At 58.4% G+C, this 18,674-nt stretch carries 14 protein-coding genes, 9 tRNA genes and 3 pseudogenes; 3 read left to right on the top strand and 23 right to left on the bottom strand.

Features of this window, described 5'->3' with window-relative positions:
* Positions 1-117 precede the first annotated feature (117 nt).
* The 17 genes and pseudogenes from ACYQ26_RS00495 to ACYQ26_RS00415 form a co-directional block, all read right to left on the bottom strand.
* A complete protein-coding gene (locus ACYQ26_RS00495; protein ID WP_459806279.1) occupies positions 118-1,290 on the bottom strand; it encodes an ISH3 family transposase in 1,173 nt (390 codons plus the stop codon).
* 334 nt (positions 1,291-1,624) lie between these two features.
* Positions 1,625-1,795 (bottom strand): annotated as a pseudogene (locus ACYQ26_RS00490) (DUF6788 family protein); the annotation flags it as partial.
* 29 nt (positions 1,796-1,824) lie between these two features.
* Positions 1,825-2,652: an IS5 family transposase gene (locus ACYQ26_RS00485; RefSeq protein ID WP_459806717.1), complete on the bottom strand. Its 828-nt coding sequence runs from the start codon at positions 2,650-2,652 to the stop codon at positions 1,825-1,827.
* 61 nt (positions 2,653-2,713) lie between these two features.
* Positions 2,714-2,893: pseudogene (locus ACYQ26_RS00480) on the bottom strand (hypothetical protein); the annotation flags it as partial.
* Between the two features lie 204 nt (positions 2,894-3,097).
* Positions 3,098-3,771, bottom strand: a pseudogene (locus tag ACYQ26_RS00475) (MarR family transcriptional regulator).
* A 71-nt stretch (positions 3,772-3,842) separates the two neighbouring features.
* Entirely contained in the window at positions 3,843-4,136 is a 294-nt protein-coding gene (locus ACYQ26_RS00470) for a hypothetical protein (protein ID WP_222923662.1), read from the bottom strand.
* Between the two features lie 59 nt (positions 4,137-4,195).
* Positions 4,196-4,268, bottom strand: a tRNA-Gly gene (locus tag ACYQ26_RS00465).
* Between the two features lie 27 nt (positions 4,269-4,295).
* Positions 4,296-5,825 carry a TROVE domain-containing protein gene (locus ACYQ26_RS00460; protein ID WP_222923661.1) on the bottom strand — a complete coding sequence of 510 codons (1,530 nt, stop codon included), beginning with the start codon at positions 5,823-5,825 and terminating at the stop codon, positions 4,296-4,298.
* A 113-nt stretch (positions 5,826-5,938) separates the two neighbouring features.
* Positions 5,939-6,013, bottom strand: a tRNA-Arg gene (locus tag ACYQ26_RS00455).
* Positions 6,014-6,437: 424 nt separating this feature from the next.
* Positions 6,438-6,513, bottom strand: a tRNA-Glu gene (locus ACYQ26_RS00450).
* Positions 6,514-6,555: 42 nt separating this feature from the next.
* Positions 6,556-6,960: a hypothetical protein gene (locus ACYQ26_RS00445; protein WP_141463192.1), complete on the bottom strand. Its 405-nt coding sequence runs from the start codon at positions 6,958-6,960 to the stop codon at positions 6,556-6,558.
* A 12-nt stretch (positions 6,961-6,972) separates the two neighbouring features.
* Positions 6,973-7,043, bottom strand: a tRNA-Met gene (locus tag ACYQ26_RS00440).
* A 103-nt stretch (positions 7,044-7,146) separates the two neighbouring features.
* Positions 7,147-7,218 (bottom strand) — tRNA-Glu (locus ACYQ26_RS00435).
* A gap of 191 nt (positions 7,219-7,409) precedes the next feature.
* Positions 7,410-7,496, bottom strand: a tRNA-Ser gene (locus tag ACYQ26_RS00430).
* Between the two features lie 4 nt (positions 7,497-7,500).
* A tRNA-Pro gene (locus tag ACYQ26_RS00425) sits at positions 7,501-7,573 on the bottom strand.
* 249 nt (positions 7,574-7,822) lie between these two features.
* Positions 7,823-7,896 (bottom strand) — tRNA-Asp (locus ACYQ26_RS00420).
* 3 nt (positions 7,897-7,899) lie between these two features.
* Positions 7,900-7,975: transfer RNA gene (locus ACYQ26_RS00415), tRNA-Gln, on the bottom strand.
* Between the two features lie 725 nt (positions 7,976-8,700).
* Between ACYQ26_RS00415 and ACYQ26_RS00410 the strand changes: the two genes are divergently transcribed.
* Positions 8,701-9,321, top strand: coding sequence for a hypothetical protein (locus tag ACYQ26_RS00410; protein WP_222923659.1), 621 nt, complete (start codon positions 8,701-8,703; stop codon positions 9,319-9,321).
* Positions 9,322-9,712: 391 nt separating this feature from the next.
* On the opposite strand, the gene ACYQ26_RS00405 is transcribed toward ACYQ26_RS00410, so the two are convergent.
* The 3 genes from ACYQ26_RS00405 to ACYQ26_RS00395 all read right to left on the bottom strand — a co-directional run bounded on the left by ACYQ26_RS00405 (position 9,713) and on the right by ACYQ26_RS00395 (position 12,457).
* On the bottom strand, positions 9,713-10,588 hold the full coding sequence (locus ACYQ26_RS00405; RefSeq protein ID WP_423751836.1) for a DUF8172 family protein: 876 nt from the start codon (positions 10,586-10,588) through the stop codon (positions 9,713-9,715).
* Positions 10,589-11,144: 556 nt separating this feature from the next.
* Positions 11,145-11,552 (bottom strand): transcriptional repressor, encoded by a 408-nt coding sequence (locus ACYQ26_RS00400; protein ID WP_459806336.1) that lies wholly within the window; start codon positions 11,550-11,552, stop codon positions 11,145-11,147.
* Positions 11,553-11,656: 104 nt separating this feature from the next.
* Entirely contained in the window at positions 11,657-12,457 is an 801-nt protein-coding gene (locus ACYQ26_RS00395) for a DUF8170 family protein (protein ID WP_459806335.1), read from the bottom strand.
* A gap of 115 nt (positions 12,458-12,572) precedes the next feature.
* Here ACYQ26_RS00395 and ACYQ26_RS00390 point away from each other — a divergent pair, with 115 nt between their 5' ends.
* A complete protein-coding gene (locus ACYQ26_RS00390; protein ID WP_049987548.1) occupies positions 12,573-13,061 on the top strand; it encodes a helix-turn-helix domain-containing protein in 489 nt (162 codons plus the stop codon).
* 113 nt (positions 13,062-13,174) lie between these two features.
* On the opposite strand, the gene ACYQ26_RS00385 is transcribed toward ACYQ26_RS00390, so the two are convergent.
* The 3 genes from ACYQ26_RS00385 to ACYQ26_RS00375 all read right to left on the bottom strand — a co-directional run bounded on the left by ACYQ26_RS00385 (position 13,175) and on the right by ACYQ26_RS00375 (position 17,440).
* The gene (locus ACYQ26_RS00385) at positions 13,175-14,491 is read right to left on the bottom strand and encodes an RNA-guided endonuclease InsQ/TnpB family protein (RefSeq protein WP_459806334.1); all 1,317 of its coding nucleotides are present in this window, start codon (positions 14,489-14,491) and stop codon (positions 13,175-13,177) included.
* Between the two features lie 514 nt (positions 14,492-15,005).
* The gene (locus ACYQ26_RS00380) at positions 15,006-15,836 is read right to left on the bottom strand and encodes a type IV toxin-antitoxin system AbiEi family antitoxin domain-containing protein (RefSeq protein WP_211087934.1); all 831 of its coding nucleotides are present in this window, start codon (positions 15,834-15,836) and stop codon (positions 15,006-15,008) included.
* 374 nt (positions 15,837-16,210) lie between these two features.
* Positions 16,211-17,440, bottom strand: a complete 1,230-nt coding sequence (locus ACYQ26_RS00375) for an RNA-guided endonuclease InsQ/TnpB family protein (protein ID WP_459806333.1) — start codon at positions 17,438-17,440, stop codon at positions 16,211-16,213.
* Positions 17,441-17,580: 140 nt separating this feature from the next.
* Between ACYQ26_RS00375 and ACYQ26_RS00370 the strand changes: the two genes are divergently transcribed.
* Complete coding sequence (locus tag ACYQ26_RS00370) at positions 17,581-18,672, top strand: hypothetical protein (RefSeq protein WP_459806332.1); 1,092 nt, start codon at positions 17,581-17,583, stop codon at positions 18,670-18,672.
* Positions 18,673-18,674: the final 2 nt, after the last annotated feature.

Here is an 18,674-nt window from a genome sequence, read left to right as displayed (position 1 = left end):
GAGTGAACAGGAAGTAGAATCCACGCATGAGGAGAAGTGAAGTAAGAAGGCTGAGATACGCTGTTCTAGGCGAATGCTGTTGCTCACCCGGAGCTTGCCCAAGGCCGCGGGCTGACCTCAGCCCGCGGCCGGCGCGTATGCTTCTGGCACACCTGTTCCGTTCATCTCGATCTCCCAACTCCGCTCTAGCTCTTCCTCTAATGCATGTCTGATCCAGTCAGAGAACGTCTTGAACGTGAATTCCTCGGGCAGGTCGCGCCCGCCCCGCTGGGGGCGGGCGACGACCGCCCATCGAAGCACAAGCCAGAGGTTCTCCAACAGGAATCCAACCAGGACGAACGCGAAGCGGATGATTGGGTCTTGTGTCGTCGTTACCACTCGTGCTTGGCGAAATACACGGTAGCTCGTTTCGATCGCTGACCGTTTCCGATAGAGCCGTTCGACTTGTTTCGGCGTGCGATCGGCCAGATCGCACGCCACATAGCCTCGCACGACCTCGCCACTTTTCCCGCGATCTCCGGCGTGATATGACACAGCGACCGCGAGCGGGAATTCCAGTTCCCGCTCGCGGCCTTTGTACATCCGATAGGTTGTCATGTACGAGCAGTGCGTATCCAGCTTCTTCCTCATGCGCTTGCCCTTCTTTTGGACGGGAACGACAGTCGCAGCAACCTCCCGTGAGCGGCGCAGAATACGTTCGTTGTAGAAGCCGCGATCAGCCAACAGAAGCTCTATCTCGAAGGGATAGGCCTCGACGCGGTCGAGGACGCGCTCGACCGCGTCGGCCTCTTTCTCATCACTACGGACGTACGTCATCGCCAACGTCACTGGCTTTCCGTTCGAGACGAGATACGCCGTGCAGTACCGGTGGCACGTCGTTGTTCCGTCTTTCGCGTGCATGCGACAGAGTTCACCTTCTTCATCGGCGTACGTTCCGTGGTAGGGGTTATCGACGAAGTCAATGGAGACGATCCTCGACCGATCAGGGTCGAGGATCGTCATCGCTAACTCTCTGAGAAGGCGGTTAGCAACCCGCTCAAGCCACTCCCGGTTGAGCGTATGTAGCCAGTCCATGACAGTATCGTCACAGACAGCGTTGTCGTTGTCCTTGCACGTCTCCCAGATGGACGTCTGATTGACTGCTGCAAGAATGACAACAGCCCAGATATCGCCGGGATCGAGGGGCGAGCCCTCGATCCCTGGCAAGGGGAGCTGGCAGATGACGTCTTCCGCTAAATCTTTCACGTCCGAATCCGAAAGAACACCGTCTGGCTGAGGGATACTGAACACATTCACTCAACCAGACATCTTCCTCATGAGACCAACGCTTTAGCTCCAGCTCTCACACCAGTCGGGAAGTACCGATAATCGACTTTGGCCGGGTGACGAAACGACGGAAACGTGGGGGGTGTGATCCCCTCGATCGTGGCTGCGTTCCCTCCACCGACCTCCAGTTACGACGGAAACGTGGGGTGGGTATCTTCTCTCCGAGTGTTACCTGTTTGGACTGACCGGACCCATTCACACTGAGGGGTGTGGGGTGGGTTGAATCCATTCACACTCTGGGGCGTGTCCTCTGCTACTAATTGCGCTGAACAAACACTCAGCTACAGTTCACTATCGTCTACTCGTCGGGACTGACGGGGCCTTTATACTGGGAACGCACTTTTTCGCCTTCTCGCCACTGCCAGTAGTAGTAGCGGTTGTCGTTAATCTCCTTGATCGTGATCGTGGCCTTCGCCGGGACGTCGTCCGGCAAATCGTCGGGGCGTTCTTCGATTTCGCTTTCATCGGCTCTGGTGAATCGCAATACTGCGCTTGATTTCACGGTATCACGGCTCGCTTGATGTTGTGAACGACACACTTCAGCACGAGTTCACGAAATTCTCGGTACCAGGCTCGAGCACGCACGGCGTCGCCGTGCGTGCGCTTGATCGCGGAGAAGACGGTCTCACACATCGACCTTTGGCGGTAGCGAGGCCCATCGACCCGCGCGTTATGCGCGTGGTCGATGGGCCGGAAGATGCGGTGCTTAATCAGTGGTCTCACGCCCTCTTCTCTGAGTTTTTCGCGTAATTGCTTCCAGTCGTAGCCTTTGTCGGCGGCGAGGCTGGTCAGGTCGCCCGCGTTGCGGCGGGCGACCTGCCAGCCGAGCTGGGTGTCGTGCGGTTTTCCGGTGGTGCAGTGAACGTCGAGGATCGCTTGGGTTTCCGTATCGACGAGCGCCGTCGCTTTCAGTGTTTGAACACGGTAATTCGTCCGGCGACAGTAGTGCTTGCTCGCGGTTTCACGGTCGAAGAACGTGGCGTCGATGGCGGCGTGACCAGATGGGTCGTGCAGCTGCGCCGACAGGCGCAGCAGCACTCGCCAGATCTTCATCTGTAATCTATCAAACGCCTTGACTAACGTGGAGTGATGTGGGAGATCGGCCTCGTTGAGGCCGATCTCCCCGAGGATTTGTGGCATCTCGCTCAGCAAATCAAGAGCGTCTCGATAGGACTTGTCGAGGTAAACCCGCAGACAGTGCAGCGACACGACCGCGTAGTCGGCGAAGCCGCCACCCCCTTCGGGGGCGGCGACTTCGCCTCGCCCACCGACAGCATTTTTAGCTAACCGAACCGCCTTGCTCGTGAAGCGGGAGATTTTCGACATAGGCATCGACGATTTCCCGCTTCATTTCCCTAGTTCTAACGGTCGAAGTCGACGCCATCTAGCGATTCACCAGAGCCCTTTCATCTGAGTCCTCTTCGAGACGTGCCTCGCGAGCTTTGTGCTCAGCTAGCTCTTCAGCGTAGCGGGCAACGTACTGGAGCTGTTCAGAAGAGGACTCGTTGAGCGTATTGACGAGGTCTGTCGGGAGTTCCGCCGGCGGCGTCGGTGGTTCGTAGGACATCAGCGGTCCCCTCGTGTTAACCAACAAAGTGCGTATCGGCATAGATTTGTTGGTTAATCAGATATCGACTCGTCACGGGTTGAAGAGTATGAATAGCAAACTATTCAAAAATAGCAACCCGGGAACGCTGTCGATGTCAAACCAACGGTAATCAATTAAACCTCACCGTGGAGGAGGTCGATAATTCAATTGCTGCTGTGAAACTCACCAGCATTCTCTTTCTGACTCACGGTAGGAAACGTCGAGATCGAGATCGTCGTACATGCGATCGAGCATAGCGAGTGCTGACTGAAACGTCGCATAATGCTTCCGCATGAACTCTATCGTCTCGCGCCGAGAGATGACTGGATATCCTTCGACGTGGTCGGGGTTGAGCACCGAACGCTCGTTGAGGACGACTTGGAGAGGACCTTCAAATGATTCCTCCGGTTGTCGCTCAAATCCTGTTGGGATTCCAAACCGTTCGAAAAAACGCTGCCAGGCGTCGATGTCATTCTCAAGGACGGCAAGAAAGAGCGGGTAGTCTCCGGGCTCGCGACCAACCTGATAGCCCCCTTGGGTCCACACGTAGACGGCGTCCACCTGTGTAAAGGCGAAGGCCAGTCACCGAACTGTGGGAGTACGTACGCCTCTTCGATGGACGGTGGATTCACGGCGGCACTCGTGGCCAGCAGGTCTCGTGCCGCCTTACGGACGCGATCGTCGGTCACGAACAGTCCATCATCATATCGAAGATACCCTGCATCCTCTAGTTGATTGACTGCTTGTCGAACCGTTTCGTAGGGGGTGTGGAGATGTTGGGCTACCGTTCGGATCGAATCCCCAGGATTGACCGCGAGCAACACTCTAACAGCCGTCTCATCAAACGGTTCGTACATCTAATAATTACCAATATCCTGGTAACAGTCAAATAGATTACTACACTTTCGGCTATGCCGTTCTGAACGGCCTATGCAATCCGTCTGACTGACTCAAGTCCCGAGACACCAGCCAGTCTGTCTCTGACTTCCTCCTCGCCAATCGCCGTAGCCCACCGGACCGTAATTTCGACGGTAATGAGTGTTGCCGACAGCTGTGGCTCGATACTATCCAATTCGTCAATCGTGACGTCATCGATAGTTTCGGGCCGCGAGATACGCTTCTCAGTGTCAGTGACGAGGTCCCCATCCGCGCCGCAGGGGATTCGAATCGTCACGACGGCAATTGTCGTCGAGTCTAGGTCGGTGGTATTGGATACTGCCATATTATCATCTCCGTTGAGGCGCGTCTCACGGGCCAGATGTTCGACAACTGTACTCCGAGTGCACGAGGGACGATTCGAACGTCCGTCTCGGTCGTGGCACGACCGCGTGTTTCCGAACTCCACCACTCGCGCATCCTCAAAGAAAAGATCCGAACAGGGCTAGGTCGGCTCGAACGCCTCGATCTCATCGATGATCTGCTTCGGATTCTCGGCGTGTTCGATGAACGAGAGGACGTTCTCCGACCACCCCGAGATGTTGTAGACGTTCTCGTAGCCTTCTGGCGTCACCAGGTCGCCGTAGGCCGCGAGATCGACGAGATACAGCGCGGTGTCCGCAGACACCTCGTCCCGATACGCATCGAACGCGTCCTTGACCGTCTGGGAATCGCGGGCTGTAAACGGCGTGTTGTCCCAGATCTGCATATCGGTGAAGACGACGATGCGTTCGACGGGCTCACCTCGCTCGCGGAGGTAATCGATTACCTTCCAGCCGTTCGTCGAGTTCCCGACGTCTTCGTCGATCGCCAACACCGCCGCTTGGCGCTGCAGGACTGGCGTGTCGACGTGCATCGGAACGGTCTGGAAGTCGTCGCCGAACCCGCCGACGTCGACACCCTGGTCGGCCAGGATCGCACCGAACAACGTACCGATCTCCTTCAATCGGAGCGTGCTGTTCGCGGACAGCGGCTGATCCATCGATCCCGACAGGTCGACCGCGACAAAGGTATCGCCGAATCCGCCCGGCACCGTCTCGACCGCGACATCAATTGCGTCTTCGAGCCACTGCTCGACCGCTGGTGCCTGGACATCCGCGTCTTGCAGCGCGGTGTAGGCCTGGTAGTACCGGAACGGGTACAGCGGCGCGTGTCGGACTGCCTCCAGGTCGAGGTGATCCACGACGGTGTCCTCCGGAACGCCGGCTTCGAGCATATTCCGGAGGTTCCGGATCGACGCGAAGATGGGCAGCGTGTACTCGTCGTCCTCGATGAGCAGTTCCCAGGCGGCTTGGGTGTTGCCGCGCTCGGAGATAACCGTCTCCCACGTGTTGGGCGACGGCAACGGGTCGACGTCGGGATAGTCGTCGAGGCCGCCGCGCATGAACCGTTCGAAGAGCGCTTCCTGCTCGGCGTCGACGGGCGTGGGGTGGACGCGGTTGAAGACGTCGTGCAGCGTCACCTCGCGCCGCGACAGGTCGTACTTGCCCAGCGTGTAGGCGTCGGCCATCTCCACCAGCGCGTCCTCGATCCCGCGTCGAAGCGGCCACGGCGCAGTCACGCCGAAGAGCTGATCGTGGACCGCGAGCGCGGTGGCCGTCTCGTCCATCCGCTGGATGATCGCCGGCGCCCATTCGCGGATGAGCGACTCGGGGGAGTCGTCCTTGAACCGGTCGTCGTTGGCTGCCAGCACGAGCAGTACTTGTGGGATGTCCCGCAAGTAGAGCTCCTGGCGCGCATAGGCCGCGAGCTTCAGGACGAACTCCGGGTCCTCGTTTGCGGCGGCATCGAACTGGCGAACGACAGCAGCGAGCTGTTCGTCATCGGTCTCGTAGAACGAGCCCTCCAGCAGTTGGTTGATCGTGCGCTTGTACAGTGCGAGTCGGGGGTCGGCAGGCTCGAACGCGTCCCCACCTTCGTAGTTGGTGGTCCGCGTTGCCTCCGCGACCGTTTGCTTTGGGGTGTTGAATTCCATCCTATCACCCGGAGCCGCAATAGGCGACTCCGATCGCAGCTGCCCACACGCTCTGTGAGCAGCGAGCCTCGGGAGCAAAACGTCCCGAACCAGCCTCGCATCGCTCGGCTGGACGTTCCCGGCACGATTCGAACGTGCGACACCCGGCTTCGAAGGCCGGTGCTCTGTCCTGACTGAGCTACGGGAACACGAGTGGCCGGACAATTCCTGGAGCGAACGACGGGATTCGAACCCGTAGCGTGCCATCGACGTAGCGCTCCAGATCGACGGCCACTGGCGACACGGCGACCGGAAAACTGTCGGAGCGGAACCGGTGTCGAGCGTCCTCTCGTACGCTCTTTGTCCGGGATGTTCTCGATGGACTGCGCCACCGACAGGATTTGAACCTGCGAGTTCCTAGCGAAGCAACGCTCCGACTCGACGGTCGCCACGTGCGGTCGGGCAACCGGTGGTGCGACGGGCTATGACTCCCGTTGGTGTGCTTTGCGGGCGAAGAAACGCACCACCTCGACGACCACACGCTTGGGGAAAGCTGACCGTGACAGCGTCACGGATCCGTGGCTGCCCGCTATGTCAGACACGGGAAAGCGCTGTCATGGCCAGCCCCCCGAGTGCTCCCGAGGGGAATCGAACCCCTGGCCTCCAGTTTGAAAAACTGGCGTCTCTCGCCAACGGAGACTCCGGGAGCGCTGGAGAGTAAATCAAGCACCGAGGTGTGGGCACGCACGGGTCACTGCAGCCGTTCGAAGCCCTCGAGTTGTCCGTGCGTGAACGTTACTTGATACGTGACGAGTGTCTCGAGACCCTCGAAGGAGTGTTTGAGCTTGAAGCGGCCGTGGTAGTCGTCTCGTTCGATCCAGCCGTCGTGGACTCGGTTCCGACTGCCGGCCATGTAGCGAAAATCGTCCTCGTCGACGTCGTCACGGCTCGCGTATGGCCGGTCTTCCGGCGGGACCGCTTCGGTGTGCCACTCCTCTTCGAGGAGCCGACCGTCCGCCGTAATCCGAAATGTGGTCATGGTCGGTCGATCGATGCCTTTCGTCTGCCAGTCGACGTCCTCGGCAGGAGTAATCCCTTCGGGGTACTCTGGCAGGTGGACGTCGTCGTAGAGTTCGACTGTATCGAATAGTCCCATTGTTGTCCTCCATTGCGGGACCAGGAGTCGAACCTGGACTTCGGGGATATGAGCCCCGTGGACTGCCATTATCCTATCCCGCAGCACACAATTCGGAACTCACTCATGGGCATCTCTCAGTTCTCCACAGCTGTCCGTCCCTCAGTCTAGTCGGCTGGAAGTGAGAGGTCTCGGACTGTTGGAGAATGCTCCAGCCCGGATTCGAACCGGGGGCTCGGCCGTGAGAGGGCCGGAGTTTGGCCGCTACTCCACTGGAGCGGGTTGGCCTCGTCTGGAACGGGTCATCGGCCAGTGGATGGATGGCAGTCACCTCGTTCCGTGGAAGTATGCGCCGTCCTCGGTGACGCAGATTTTCACGCTTCCAATCGTGTCGATGGACGTTGTTTCACCGAGTGGGACGTGACGGAACGCTTCCTCCTCGCAGGCAGGGCAGACATTCGTTGTCATGACGCCGCGACCCGGATTCGAACCGGGAGACCGATAGCAGACGGCCACGGCATAGCAGGCCGCTGGGTTCCCCAATACCCAGTCGCGGCACAGTGAGCCGACGAGGATTCGAACCTCGGTCCTGTGCGCCCAAGGCACAGATCGTCGTCCGCTGGACCATCGGCTCACGGGACTGCCGAGCGTTCGGCAGTTGATTATCTATCTGTACGACTTTCCAACTGCGCAACCGCGACCGAGTAGTCGTGGTTGCGCGTCTCATCGCGCGGGCGTACTTCGGGTGTTCCCGGGAATACCACACCGGCTCATGTAGGTTGCAGACCCTGCTGGGCCCAGCATCGTCGGAACGATCCAGCTGATCGCACCAACGGGCTGCCTACCTCGATGGGTATCCCCACGTGGCCACGCCACGCATCCACGCCGACGCCGGGATTTGAACCCGGATCACGGCCGTGACACGACCGTATGCTCGCCGGATTACACCACGTCGGCATGTCGCCCCGGCCGGAATCGAACCGGCGACCTCCGGATTCAAAGTCCGGCGTCCCTCGCCAGCGGAGACTCCGGGGCTCGACGTAGCCGCAGCTCTCGCTGCGGAGCTGTTGGCTAACGACTTCCGTACGCTCAGCGCGGACGGAGTCCGCTCGCTCCTGTATCGGAACGAACGGAAACCAAGCAGCCGCGAGCCTGGCACCCCGCACTCGCATCAGGCTGTGTCCTGAGCGAGTACTGGGCACAGGCAGGCGGCAATCCCGTGTTCCCCGACCCGTGACGGGTAGTCCGTATGGGGGCCGAGTTATGCGGGTGAGAGTGTCCGGCCGTCGCCGGATTGCGTCGAACTCTCGTATTCGAAGTCGACGTGGATCCGGCGGTTTGCGCCCGGGCACTTCGCACGCTGATCTTGTAGACACTCGCCGAACACGGGAGCCGCGGCTAAGCGAGAACGAGCACGCCGCGGGGTGAGGCGAGTGATGATCATCGTGTTGAACTCTCTCGGTTTGAGGGGTGTATCGGACGTCAGCCTGGAATATCGTGGCAATTGTATTAAAATTAGTTAGGGTGTGTTACCCACAGACACGGCAGTCACACTCCAAGATACGGTTGCACACGACGTTTAATGTCCTAGCATTGGCTGTCGTCGATAGCCGGACGCTGGCCGGTGTTCTCGGTTGGACCCACAGAAACTATTTACACCAACCTGCTCTCTGTGGCGATAGATGAGTGGCCGATCGCCGGTCCGGTGCTAGCCGGGAGCCCAGTCACACGGCGTGACTGACGGTTCTCGGTTAGATACCAATGACCGAGAATACCGACTCAAACGAATCTCAGAAGCCAGGGAGTGCAAACAGCGGGTATTCCAACCCCACCGAACAGCGATCATCCACTGGATGCCAGGGTAGTGGTGCTTCCCCGCCGTGCGATGCTTGTGACACCACCCAGTACGACAAACTCCACGAAGTCTCTCTCGGTGAACGGGCATATGATGTGTGTGGTGATTGCCTCCAGCTCCTCGTTGACGATGTCGAGGAGTACCACTGGTGGGACCGCCTGACTGAAGTGCACTACAATCGCGCTGCGGAGTTTCTCCGCTCCCTCGATGCAGTCTGGTGTGTCAAAGATCAGGCGTACGCTGGCGGGGAACTGTGGGTCCACACGCCCTATTGCGATGCTGCAGTCGTCAGAGATGTGTGTGACCACTTTGGGTTCCAGATTCGCTGGTTTAGCGTTGTATACCCCGTTGACGATGGCTTCGAGTGCGTCTCCGAGCACGGGCCCTGTATCGAGATCAACCTCACGTTTACAGCCCACCGTTCGGATCCACTCCCGCTTGAATACGACATTCAGAACGACGTGGCATACCACGAGATCGAGTGGCTTGACGAGTATCGGCGCCTGTTCACGTCGCCTCCCGAGTAGTTCGGACTCGCAGATCGAATTGCCTCTCCAAAATACGGTTGCACAACTGTCTCACTATTTGACGACTCGATCTGTGCGCCAAGAGTCTGTATTCCACTCTACCCGATATGATTATGAATACATCGGAGAGATGGGAATCTATGAGAGTGGACGGTGCTACGGGTTATCTACTGTTTGCGGGATCGGTCCTGCACGGTTGGCGAGTTGGCCGATGCAATGATAAACGCAAATCGTGCGAGACTTTATCCGTCGGCAGAGCCAAGATTTGCCTGACCAATGAGTCTGGACGACGCGGTTGAGGAAGCTCTCGCAACATACGGGATGTCGCGGAGCGAAGAGGCCGAAGAAACCGGCCGCACGGTCGCGACGCTCCAAGACTAGCGCACGCCGCTTACTCGAGAGTCCGAATTTTCTCTGCGAACTCCGCCTTGGATAGCCCAGGGGTTTCCATTAGCTCGGGGTTGTCGGTGCGCTCAACCGCCTCTTCGACGAATTCGATCCAGAGCTCCTCGTGCGCTGTTGCGTAGACTGTTTTCGCTTCTGCGGGATACATATCCAGCTCGTATGCCGTCAGGTCGATCTGGACCTCGTGTTTCCGTTCAAGCGTTGTCGCTCCGAAGTCAGAGAGATGTTTGAGTAGCACATTCTTCCGACGAACCGTCAAGAGACGCTTTGACTCGTTAATATACTCGTTTACCCACTCCCGCCAGTCGTATGTCTCTGAGTCGATTTCCACGGATGTCTCTGGCATCGAGAAATCGGGAGCAATCCGACGAAGGTAGAACTGAACCAGGGCAACAGCAGTCCGATGGTTCGCATTCGGAAGCGCGTGTTTGAGAATGAGATTTGAGGCGAGACGGCCTGCAACATCAGTCGCGCTGCCCTCCCACGACACCCGGTTGAGCGCATCTGGGAGTGCATCGATGTCGATGCTCTTGTACGCTTCAACGGGAACTCCTTCTTCTTCCTCATTCTGGGCTATGAGCGCTTGATAGATCTCAAGGAGCCGGGCAACGATGGTACCGTTATCAGCACCCATCTCAGAGAGTGCTTCGCCAAGATCGAATTCGAGATCGCCGACGTCCCCACCACCGACGCGGGAGGTATAGATACTGAAAAACTCGCTGTCAAAATCGTACTTGCGAACCTTCACCGCCACGTCGTCGTCGTACTCGACAATCCTGGCAACGATCTCTGATGGAGCCTCGTGGACAAAATCAAGAGAGAACTGATTGTCGCCCGGATGGTGATAATAGACGTGACCCATCTACCTGATTCGCTGTACTTGGGGGAGCATCTTAATTCACGCTACCTTTCGGACCGACCTGGCATCGGGATTCCATCGAATCGAGTCTCTCCCAGTCGACGTTGATTCGGAGATGATACTCACTGTCGTAGCTTCCCTGTTCGGATCGCATTGGGTCGAGGAGCGGACACTCGCTCGTGAATGACTTGAGGAACGTCTCACGCGCCGGGAGGTCGAAGCCGAGCTGGTCGGCGAGTGACGATTCGTTTGGTCGCAGCGCCGTTGTCGGGTCGCTGGAGGCACTCAACGACCGTCGCCCACGAATAGTCTCGATCCTCCGCGACGACTATCGCCTGTACGAATTCTTGGATGCCACCACAGAGTTCGGGATGGTCGGTACAGTCAACGGTCGTCTTTTACACATCTGCGACGCTCACGGCGGTGTCCTCGATGAGCCTCGACTCGTAGCCGAAGAATTTGATCTTGAGCGGAGCGGCTACGTCCGTGAAGTCGGTCAGTCAGGCTAACCTCCGGGAATAACGGCAGACTATCGCTCCCTATTCTCTGACAACCACTCCTAATCTGGACGGGGCGCGTTCTCGTACTTGACCATCTTCTCGGGCTTATCGGCGATGGTGTCGTAGATCTGCTGAAGTGTCTCCTCCGCGGCAAGCAGATTGTGCGTCTCCAAGAACTCCCGACCCTCCTCGGTGAGGCCGTAGAACTTCCAGGGATACCCCTGCCGGCGCTGGTCGTCGTCCAGGGCGACCTCCGTGACGATGCCGGCGTCGATCAGCTTCTGGATGTACTTGTAGACGGTGGCATCACTCACGCTGGGGTTGAGCTCCTCGAGTTCATACATTGATGGGTGCTGTTGGGGGTGAGCGAGAATATCGCTGATAAGCGAAAATCGTGTCTGCTGTGTAATGAAGTGGATGACTTCCCGTGGTGTCGTGTCGTCGCCGACACCCGAACCAACCTCCATGACGATGTATTCGACCGGGCGTAGTAAAGTAGTTTACCCGAGAGTAAACTACCGAGCCGACTCACTATGATGAGTGTGCCGCCAAGCGAGTAGGACAGGATAATTCACTGGCCCTCACGCTCTTCCCACTCCGGACGTGGTGTCGGGGATGGGAGTTCGTCAACCTCAGTTCGAAGTTCGTCCTCTGTCGTCCACGGGAAGCACCGTTCGTGGAGTTCGAATTTGCGGAACTTGTTGAGATGAACCCAACTGTACGTTGCCGGCTCTTCGTCCTCATTTGTCCGGTCGTCGATCACATCCCACACCTCTTGTTCGTCGATGTCGAGACCGCTTTCTTGGGCGCGATCAACGAGCGACTCGATTTTTGCTTGGACGTCATCCGCCGACAAATCGTCTGCGAACACTATCTCGAGAGCAGCCTGAATGACGTGCTGTGTCGAGTCAAGGTTCTCGTCAGTCACCCACGCGTAATCACGCGGGAACACGTACGACTTGTCGAAATACGGTGGGTCATCGATCTCGCCCAATTCAGGCGCCTCCCCACCACTCTCCTTCTCGAAGACACCGACGATGTAGTCGCTGTACGTCGCGAGCAGCGAAAGCATGATATCGAACGTATTGAGCCGGTCAGTCGGAAGCTCGAGGAGATCGCCCATGATGAACGGATACGCACCGAGCTGCTTTGTCAGTTCGTTCTGGACGGCGCGAAGCCGACGGATATAGGGGTCGCGATAGCTTCCCAGGATGAAATACGATGTCCGCTGACTCCAAAGATACGGCAATTCACGCTGGGTGAACCGCCATATTTCCCGTTTCTCTGCAGGCTCAAGTTCGATGCCCCCCACGGCCTCGTGAACAACGGCCATAATCTCCCCAGCGTCCGGCGGCGGGCTTGGGTCGGTCATTAGCTGCCGATTCAAACCACAACACCTTATCCTTTCTGAATCACTTTGATTTTTTCTGATTTAACCAACTTGGATGACCCTAACTGTTATAGCGCCCCTCCTCGTATCGTCACGTATGAGCGAAACCGACACTGGCGCGGCCGATGCGGGGCCGTTCGCGGAACAACAGCGGCTGTTCAAGCTGTTGTCCCAGGATACGCGCCATCTCATCATTCAGGAGCTGCTGGGCCATCCCGCCCATCTGATGTCGCTCGCCGAACTCGAGTATATGACCGGGAAGAGCCAGGCGGCCATCAAAGACCAGTTGGAGACGTTGATCGACGCCGGGCTCCTCGCACGCCACACGTACGAACCAAGCGAGGGGAAACGTGATCTCCCTTCACAGTTCTACGGGTTCACCGAGCGGGGGGTCGAGGTCCTTCACGACTACAAGTATCTCCGTGGGCTTCCGGTCGCACGTGCCCTCTACGAAAACACGCGGAAGACCGAGAAAATCGAGCGCCACGAATCGGCCCCTCGCCCGGAGCTTCCGGATGTCGTCGCGGAAGCCCTCGAGTTCGACGAGCCCGATCTCGACGCCGTCGATGGTGGCACAAACCCATAGTTCGTCGTTGAACAGCACCGTTCTCGACGCTGCAGAGAAAATATGCCGACTTCGTACCTTGTTGACATCCTCCAACCCCTGAAGGGGTTGGATTCCTCTGGTGGGGATGTTGGTTATGCCGTTCCCACGGAGGCAAGTTTCCCCTTGCGGGTACTCCGGTTTGTGCGCTCCTCGTTGGGACTTACCCTCGCGGGAGAGCGTGGTGACTCCGACCAGATATGGTCGTCCCACTTGAGGCGCACGGGCCGTGCCATCGACCCGACGTCCAGATTTACGCCAGCCTGTCGTTCGAGAAACGTCCGCGAAGCGTCGAGGTCTGCGTGCCCCTCGTAGCCACACGAACACCGGAACACGTCGCCGTCCCGCTCCGTATCCTCTTGCTCACCACACGCGGGGCACTCCGCCGTCGTGTACGCTTCCGACCGGACTTCGACTGTGATGCCGTACTCCTCAGCAGTTGTCGCAAGCCGGTCGATGAACGACCGGTACGCCCAGAACTGGTGCGTTTTCTCGTTCACCTCTGCCGACCAGTGTTTCGAGAGAACGTCGGTGAGGTCGCCCACGTACACCGTGGCAACACCTTCGTCATACAGTCGTTCCATCAACTCGCGGACGAGTGCGTCCTGTGCGTGGTCGCGCCGGCGTGTCCGCGTACGGTACAGCCGTCGGATCCGCCGACTGCTGTACCGGCCCTCGCGGAGTTTCGACTGCAAGCGGGCAATTTCCTCAGTGGTGTCGCGGAAGCGGGCGAACAGGTCGCGGCCCTCGTAGCAGTACTGCTGGCCGGTCGAGGTGGTGCAGGCGACGAGGTTGTTCGCGCCAACGTCCAAGGCAGCCGATTCCTCGGCTAGTGGTGAATCCCGTCGAGAATCAGGTACGGTAACGGGTTGAATGGCCCTGAACGTGTCTTCCACCTCGTCATAGTACAGTTCCAACCGACCCTGCTCGCCGTCCCATTTTGGGTCGCCAGTGACTTCGAGGCGCAGACGGTCGTGGTAGCCAAGCCCGTACTCCTCTTTCAGGTCTTGGCCGACGGGGACTTCGAGCCGGCTCCGCTCGCCGGTTTCGAGAGTGTACTGGTCGTTGCGGATGTACGTTCGCAACTCCCGCCCCTCGTCCTCGTTACCCCAGTAGCCGGGCGGAGCGGTGTCCTCGCCGTCCTCTCGGGCGGCGAAGAACGACCGCCATGCCTCGCTGTTCTTGCGGATGACTTGTTGGGCGGTGGCGGAGCCGAGGACGCCGACGTACTGCTTGCGGTAGTCGGCGGTGTCCCACACCGATTCGCCGTCGAAGAAGTTCTGGCGGCGTTCGTAGTTCAGTTCGTTCCACAGGCTGGCGGAGGCGTCCAACAGCTCGCGGAGCAGCTGCTCATCCTGCTCGGAGAGCGGTCGCACCGCGAACGTATTGGTTCGCCTCACGACAACAGACATTTGTTCTTGAATGTCTAAATGCCTTTTGGACACAAACGATGCGACCGAACATCGACATTTCGCACACACTGAATGGGCGGGTGAAAGACTACGCCGAACAGCAAGACGTGAGCCTCGAAGAAGCCTATCAGGAGATTATCGAAGCCGGTCTAGAGGCGGTGGAACATCCAGACGAGTCGTAGCGCGTGGACTGATGGGCTATGTTGTCGCTTACACCCACCCCTGAAGGACTGTCTCTTACTCATAAGTCTGGGAGTCTCTAGAGAAGCCTCTCGTTCGCTCTCGACAGCGATCTGTGACTGGACGAGACACACGCGGGAGACGAAATGAGATCGACTCCCGATCACGGGGGTGTTCAAATCGCCCCGAGTTCACAACAGGAATCCGTTCTAAACCTGGTGAAGCCGCCGAATAAGGGCCATCTATCGTTTCTTGTTACTGGACAGTCTCTGCTAGCAACTCGATTTGTGGGTAAGAGACAGCCCTGAAGGAGTGGGCTTCCGCTTGCTACGTGTCAGGACTCCGTGGGCTCCAGCATGGCTGGCTCGACGTTGATCCGGAGGCGATACGTACTGTCGGTCGACCCGGTGTCGGGCCGCGTCGGGTCCAGCAGCGAGTAGCCACTCGTGAACGACGCGACGAGTTCCTCACGCGCCGGGAGATTAATGCCGAGCTTGTCGGCGAGGTAGACGATCCGCTTGGTCGCAGCGCCGTTGTCGAGGCGCTCGAGGTACTCGCCGACAGTGAACCAGTCGACACCACGGTCGTCGGCAGTACGCATCGCGGTTGCGAGTTCCCGAACGCCACCGCAGAACTCGGGATGGTCCGCACAGTCGACCAGCGTCTTCTCCAGGTCGCTGACCTGAACGGTCGTACCCTCGATCGATGTCGGCTCACAGCCGAAGAATTTCCGCTCGGTGACTGTCGTGACGCGGTACGAAACACCGTGGATCTCCCGGCTTTGCGCTCGGGTCGGCGTAACGACGTACACCGTCCGTGGGACCTGTTCGGTCAGCCCGTGGTGGCTGAGGGCGCTGTAGTAGCCGATGTACATCGGCTCGGCGACGTGGGCGGCGATGAGGTACTCGTGGGTGGTGTACAGGCCCTCTTCACCGGCTGCGAGTGGGATGATGAGGTATCGGCCGGGAAACAGTCGGTCGAGCCAGCCCTTCTCGGTGAGCCGGGCTGCTATCTCGCGGGCGGTGTGTGGGGGAACCTCCAGCGTCGTCTCGATATCGTCAACGGAGATGATCTGGTGCCCCGCGCCAGCGAGTCGTGCAAGGAGTCGACTTTCTCGAGTCGAGAGCCCCTGGCGTATATTTTGCGTTTGTTCTATGGCATTCATACCTGCGTTTCTTACATAGAATATAGTCTCAGACCTGCTTTAGCCTTGCCTCATCCTTCTTAGCTTCCTTAACCAACACCAAATCATCCAATAGATATGTGTTGGTTAAGAACTGTGGGGACTGTGGATGAACAAATCGGATGTGGCAGATTCTGTCGGCAGTATCTTCCAACCCCGTCTTCTGGCTGGTCCCGCTTTTGATGTGACATTGGATCGAGTTCGAATTAGTCATTCGATACAAAATCCCGATCGTATTCAAAAACAAGGTGGAGGGGCTTGTTGACGTGCCCACAGCGTTGACTTGCCGGCACTACGAGACACAGGTGTCAACCGCCTCGGGGTCAAGCCCCGAGGCTTGTCAGTGGACTCCCGCTCTACCCGCGCAAGGCGGAAGGCGTGTAATCACCGTTCGCGTTCAGCGTCCCTGACTTGAGGGCCAGTTGACTGGTGGCCCGTCCAGCACCAGACTTGAGCCAGTGCTGGACAAGCCGCCACCCGATATTCCGAGCGGCATTGTAATCCGCGTGGAGTTCCTTCCCACACTTCAGACACTCAAACTCGTCACCATCACGGTTGTCCTCATGCGTGAACCCACACTCGCCGTGACTGCACCGCTGCGACGTGTACGCAGGGGCAACATCGTCCACGTCGATACCGTACTCTTCGGCCTTGTATTCGACGTGGCGTTGGAGTTCGCGGAACGCCCACTGCTGGAACTTCGAGGCGTTCGAGATGCGCTCGCGGATATGCGTCAGGTTCTCGAACGCAATCGCCGTACAGTCGTTCTCCACGGCCTCCTGAACGATGGCCTTCGAGACGCGGTGGAGGTAGTCCGCGCTCCACCGAGCGAACCGGCTGCCAATACTCTTGATGGTGAGGTGGGCAGAGCGAGTGCCGGTCTGTTGGAGGTTGCCGCGCCGACGCTCATACTCGTCACGCTTGTGGTTGAGGTAGTCTGCATTGCCAAGGAAGGCTCCCGTGCTGGTGACGGCGAGGTAGCCGTCCACGTTCAAATCGACGCCGAGAACCACTCCGTTCTCGGTCTGCTCGTCGCTAGAATCAGCGGGTTCGACTTCTTTCTCGACTGCGACGTGGAGGTAGTACGTGCCGTCCCGTTTGTGGAGCGTTGCCTCGGTTTTCTCCCAGTCGTCCGTCCAATACTCCGCAAACGGAGTGCCGTCCTCCTCGTTGGGAGTGACGAACTCGGCGGTCACGCGGTCGTCCACGGTGGCAAGGGTAACGTGGTCGTCGTGATAGGTGATGGTGCGACCGTTGTACACGACAACTGATCCTCGGAACTCGGGCTTGCTTGCCTTCTTACCGTCGTCGAGGATGCGGTCTTTGCAGTTGCCGAGTGCGTCTGCGGCGAGGTTGCGGGCGGATTGGACGAGACTGGATTGTAGACTGGTCTGCTCCCGAACCTCTGTGTAGGTTTGGTCGTGGAGCGTGTTCTTGGTGTCCTCGATCTGCGTGGGGTCGTCGCTCCATCCAGCGTCAGCGACGTGTTGGGCCGCTTGACGGAATTGCTCGAACGTCTCATCGAGAACGCTGTGAGCGTCCTCGGGAACGTCGAGCTTTATCTGGATGTTGCGGACGACCTCCATACTTCATTAGTGTGCTTAGAGATACTTGAAAGTATTTATTCAGACGTGTGGGAGTCGGCCTTGCCATCGTGCGTGGTTTGTGTCATCAGCTGTCGGCTTCCTCCCCGACCTCAAGGGTCGGGGTATCCGCCTCGTTCTCTATGAACCCACGCGATATCATCCGTCGAGACCATGATTCACGTGACGGTGAGGACCCGCTGCGCGTACTGGTGGATACCGCGTCACTGAACGAGCAGCTCGCCGATGGTAACGATGCCGCCCAGCGGGTACTCGACTATGCAGCGAACCGCGAGTTCGAATTCATTCGGTCGCCAGACACGCCACGGCATGAGGAGCTTGAGTGTATCCCACCGTATACAATTGAGACGGCAGAGAACGGGGCTCGAGTTGTCCGGAGCGATGATGATGGGCAGCAAACAACCACGTCATTCTCGTATCTGTTCGGATATCAGGAACGGGCGATTCGGCGGACTACAGCACGAGTCTTCTCCGATGACATCGACGCGTATGCGACCGAAGTAGAGGACGTCACCGAACGAGAGCTGGCGACAGTCCGGCAGGTGTTCGTCCACGCCGCGCTCAACCATCGTGATGAGGGACACCTGTTCATCACGAACCGAACGGTCCTCCTCACCAACCGACGGTGGTTCGAAGCGCACTTCCCCGGTGGGCAGTTGAATATCATGAGCCTCGGCGAGGCAGTCGAGTATCTCGGGCTCTATATCCGGTATCGGGAGCAGTTCTACGCTAGTCCGAACCTCACCGTCGGAATGTTCGGCTGGTACTGGCATCTCTTCCGGGCGTTGGTTCCGCGGTATCACGTGGAGGCCGACGCGGCTGACGACTATCTACGGGGATTTAGCATCCGATTTCAGAACTTGCTTATCGCCGTCGATGAGATCGGGTATCAGTATTTCCAGGAGCCAGATAACCGGACGCAGCTCAACGTCCAGTACCATTTCGACAATGCGATCTCCCTGATCACCGGCGTTTTCGATACACTAGCCCTCAAGACCGCGGAGAAGTATGCTATCGACGACATTCGCAAAGAGTTCATTTCGCTCTCGAACAACCGGGGACGGGACTTTCTGAATGAAGTACGGGAGGCAAACACCGATCTTCGTGATCACATCGCGGACCACATGGCGTACATCAATCTGGTCTATGTTCTCCGACCGCTCGTAGTCCATCGCGGAGGATATCAGGACCGCTCTTGTGTAGCACATTGTTGATT

The organism is Halopiger thermotolerans (assembly GCF_054654555.1).
Note: the sequence above shows the minus strand (reverse complement) of the source record. Positions and strands in the feature narration are given on the sequence as shown.

Excerpts from the sequence above, each read along its gene's own strand:
- ACYQ26_RS00390 (WP_049987548.1), top strand. The coding sequence starts at position 12,573 with ATGAGCGAAACCGACACTGGCGCGGCCGATGCGGGGCCGTTCGCGGAA.
- ACYQ26_RS00460 (WP_222923661.1), bottom strand. The coding sequence starts at position 5,825 with ATGGAATTCAACACCCCAAAGCAAACGGTCGCGGAGGCAACGCGGACC.
- ACYQ26_RS00395 (WP_459806335.1), bottom strand. The coding sequence starts at position 12,457 with ATGACCGACCCAAGCCCGCCGCCGGACGCTGGGGAGATTATGGCCGTT.
- ACYQ26_RS00370 (WP_459806332.1), top strand. The coding sequence starts at position 17,581 with ATGAACCCACGCGATATCATCCGTCGAGACCATGATTCACGTGACGGT.
- ACYQ26_RS00405 (WP_423751836.1), bottom strand. The coding sequence starts at position 10,588 with ATGGGTCACGTCTATTATCACCATCCGGGCGACAATCAGTTCTCTCTT.
- ACYQ26_RS00485 (WP_459806717.1), bottom strand. The coding sequence starts at position 2,652 with ATGTCGAAAATCTCCCGCTTCACGAGCAAGGCGGTTCGGTTAGCTAAA.
- ACYQ26_RS00375 (WP_459806333.1), bottom strand. The coding sequence starts at position 17,440 with ATGGAGGTCGTCCGCAACATCCAGATAAAGCTCGACGTTCCCGAGGAC.
- ACYQ26_RS00445 (WP_141463192.1), bottom strand. The coding sequence starts at position 6,960 with ATGGGACTATTCGATACAGTCGAACTCTACGACGACGTCCACCTGCCA.
- ACYQ26_RS00380 (WP_211087934.1), bottom strand. The coding sequence starts at position 15,836 with ATGAATGCCATAGAACAAACGCAAAATATACGCCAGGGGCTCTCGACT.
- ACYQ26_RS00470 (WP_222923662.1), bottom strand. The coding sequence starts at position 4,136 with ATGGCAGTATCCAATACCACCGACCTAGACTCGACGACAATTGCCGTC.
- ACYQ26_RS00400 (WP_459806336.1), bottom strand. The coding sequence starts at position 11,552 with ATGGAGGTTGGTTCGGGTGTCGGCGACGACACGACACCACGGGAAGTC.
- ACYQ26_RS00385 (WP_459806334.1), bottom strand. The coding sequence starts at position 14,491 with ATGTCTGTTGTCGTGAGGCGAACCAATACGTTCGCGGTGCGACCGCTC.
- ACYQ26_RS00410 (WP_222923659.1), top strand. The coding sequence starts at position 8,701 with ATGACCGAGAATACCGACTCAAACGAATCTCAGAAGCCAGGGAGTGCA.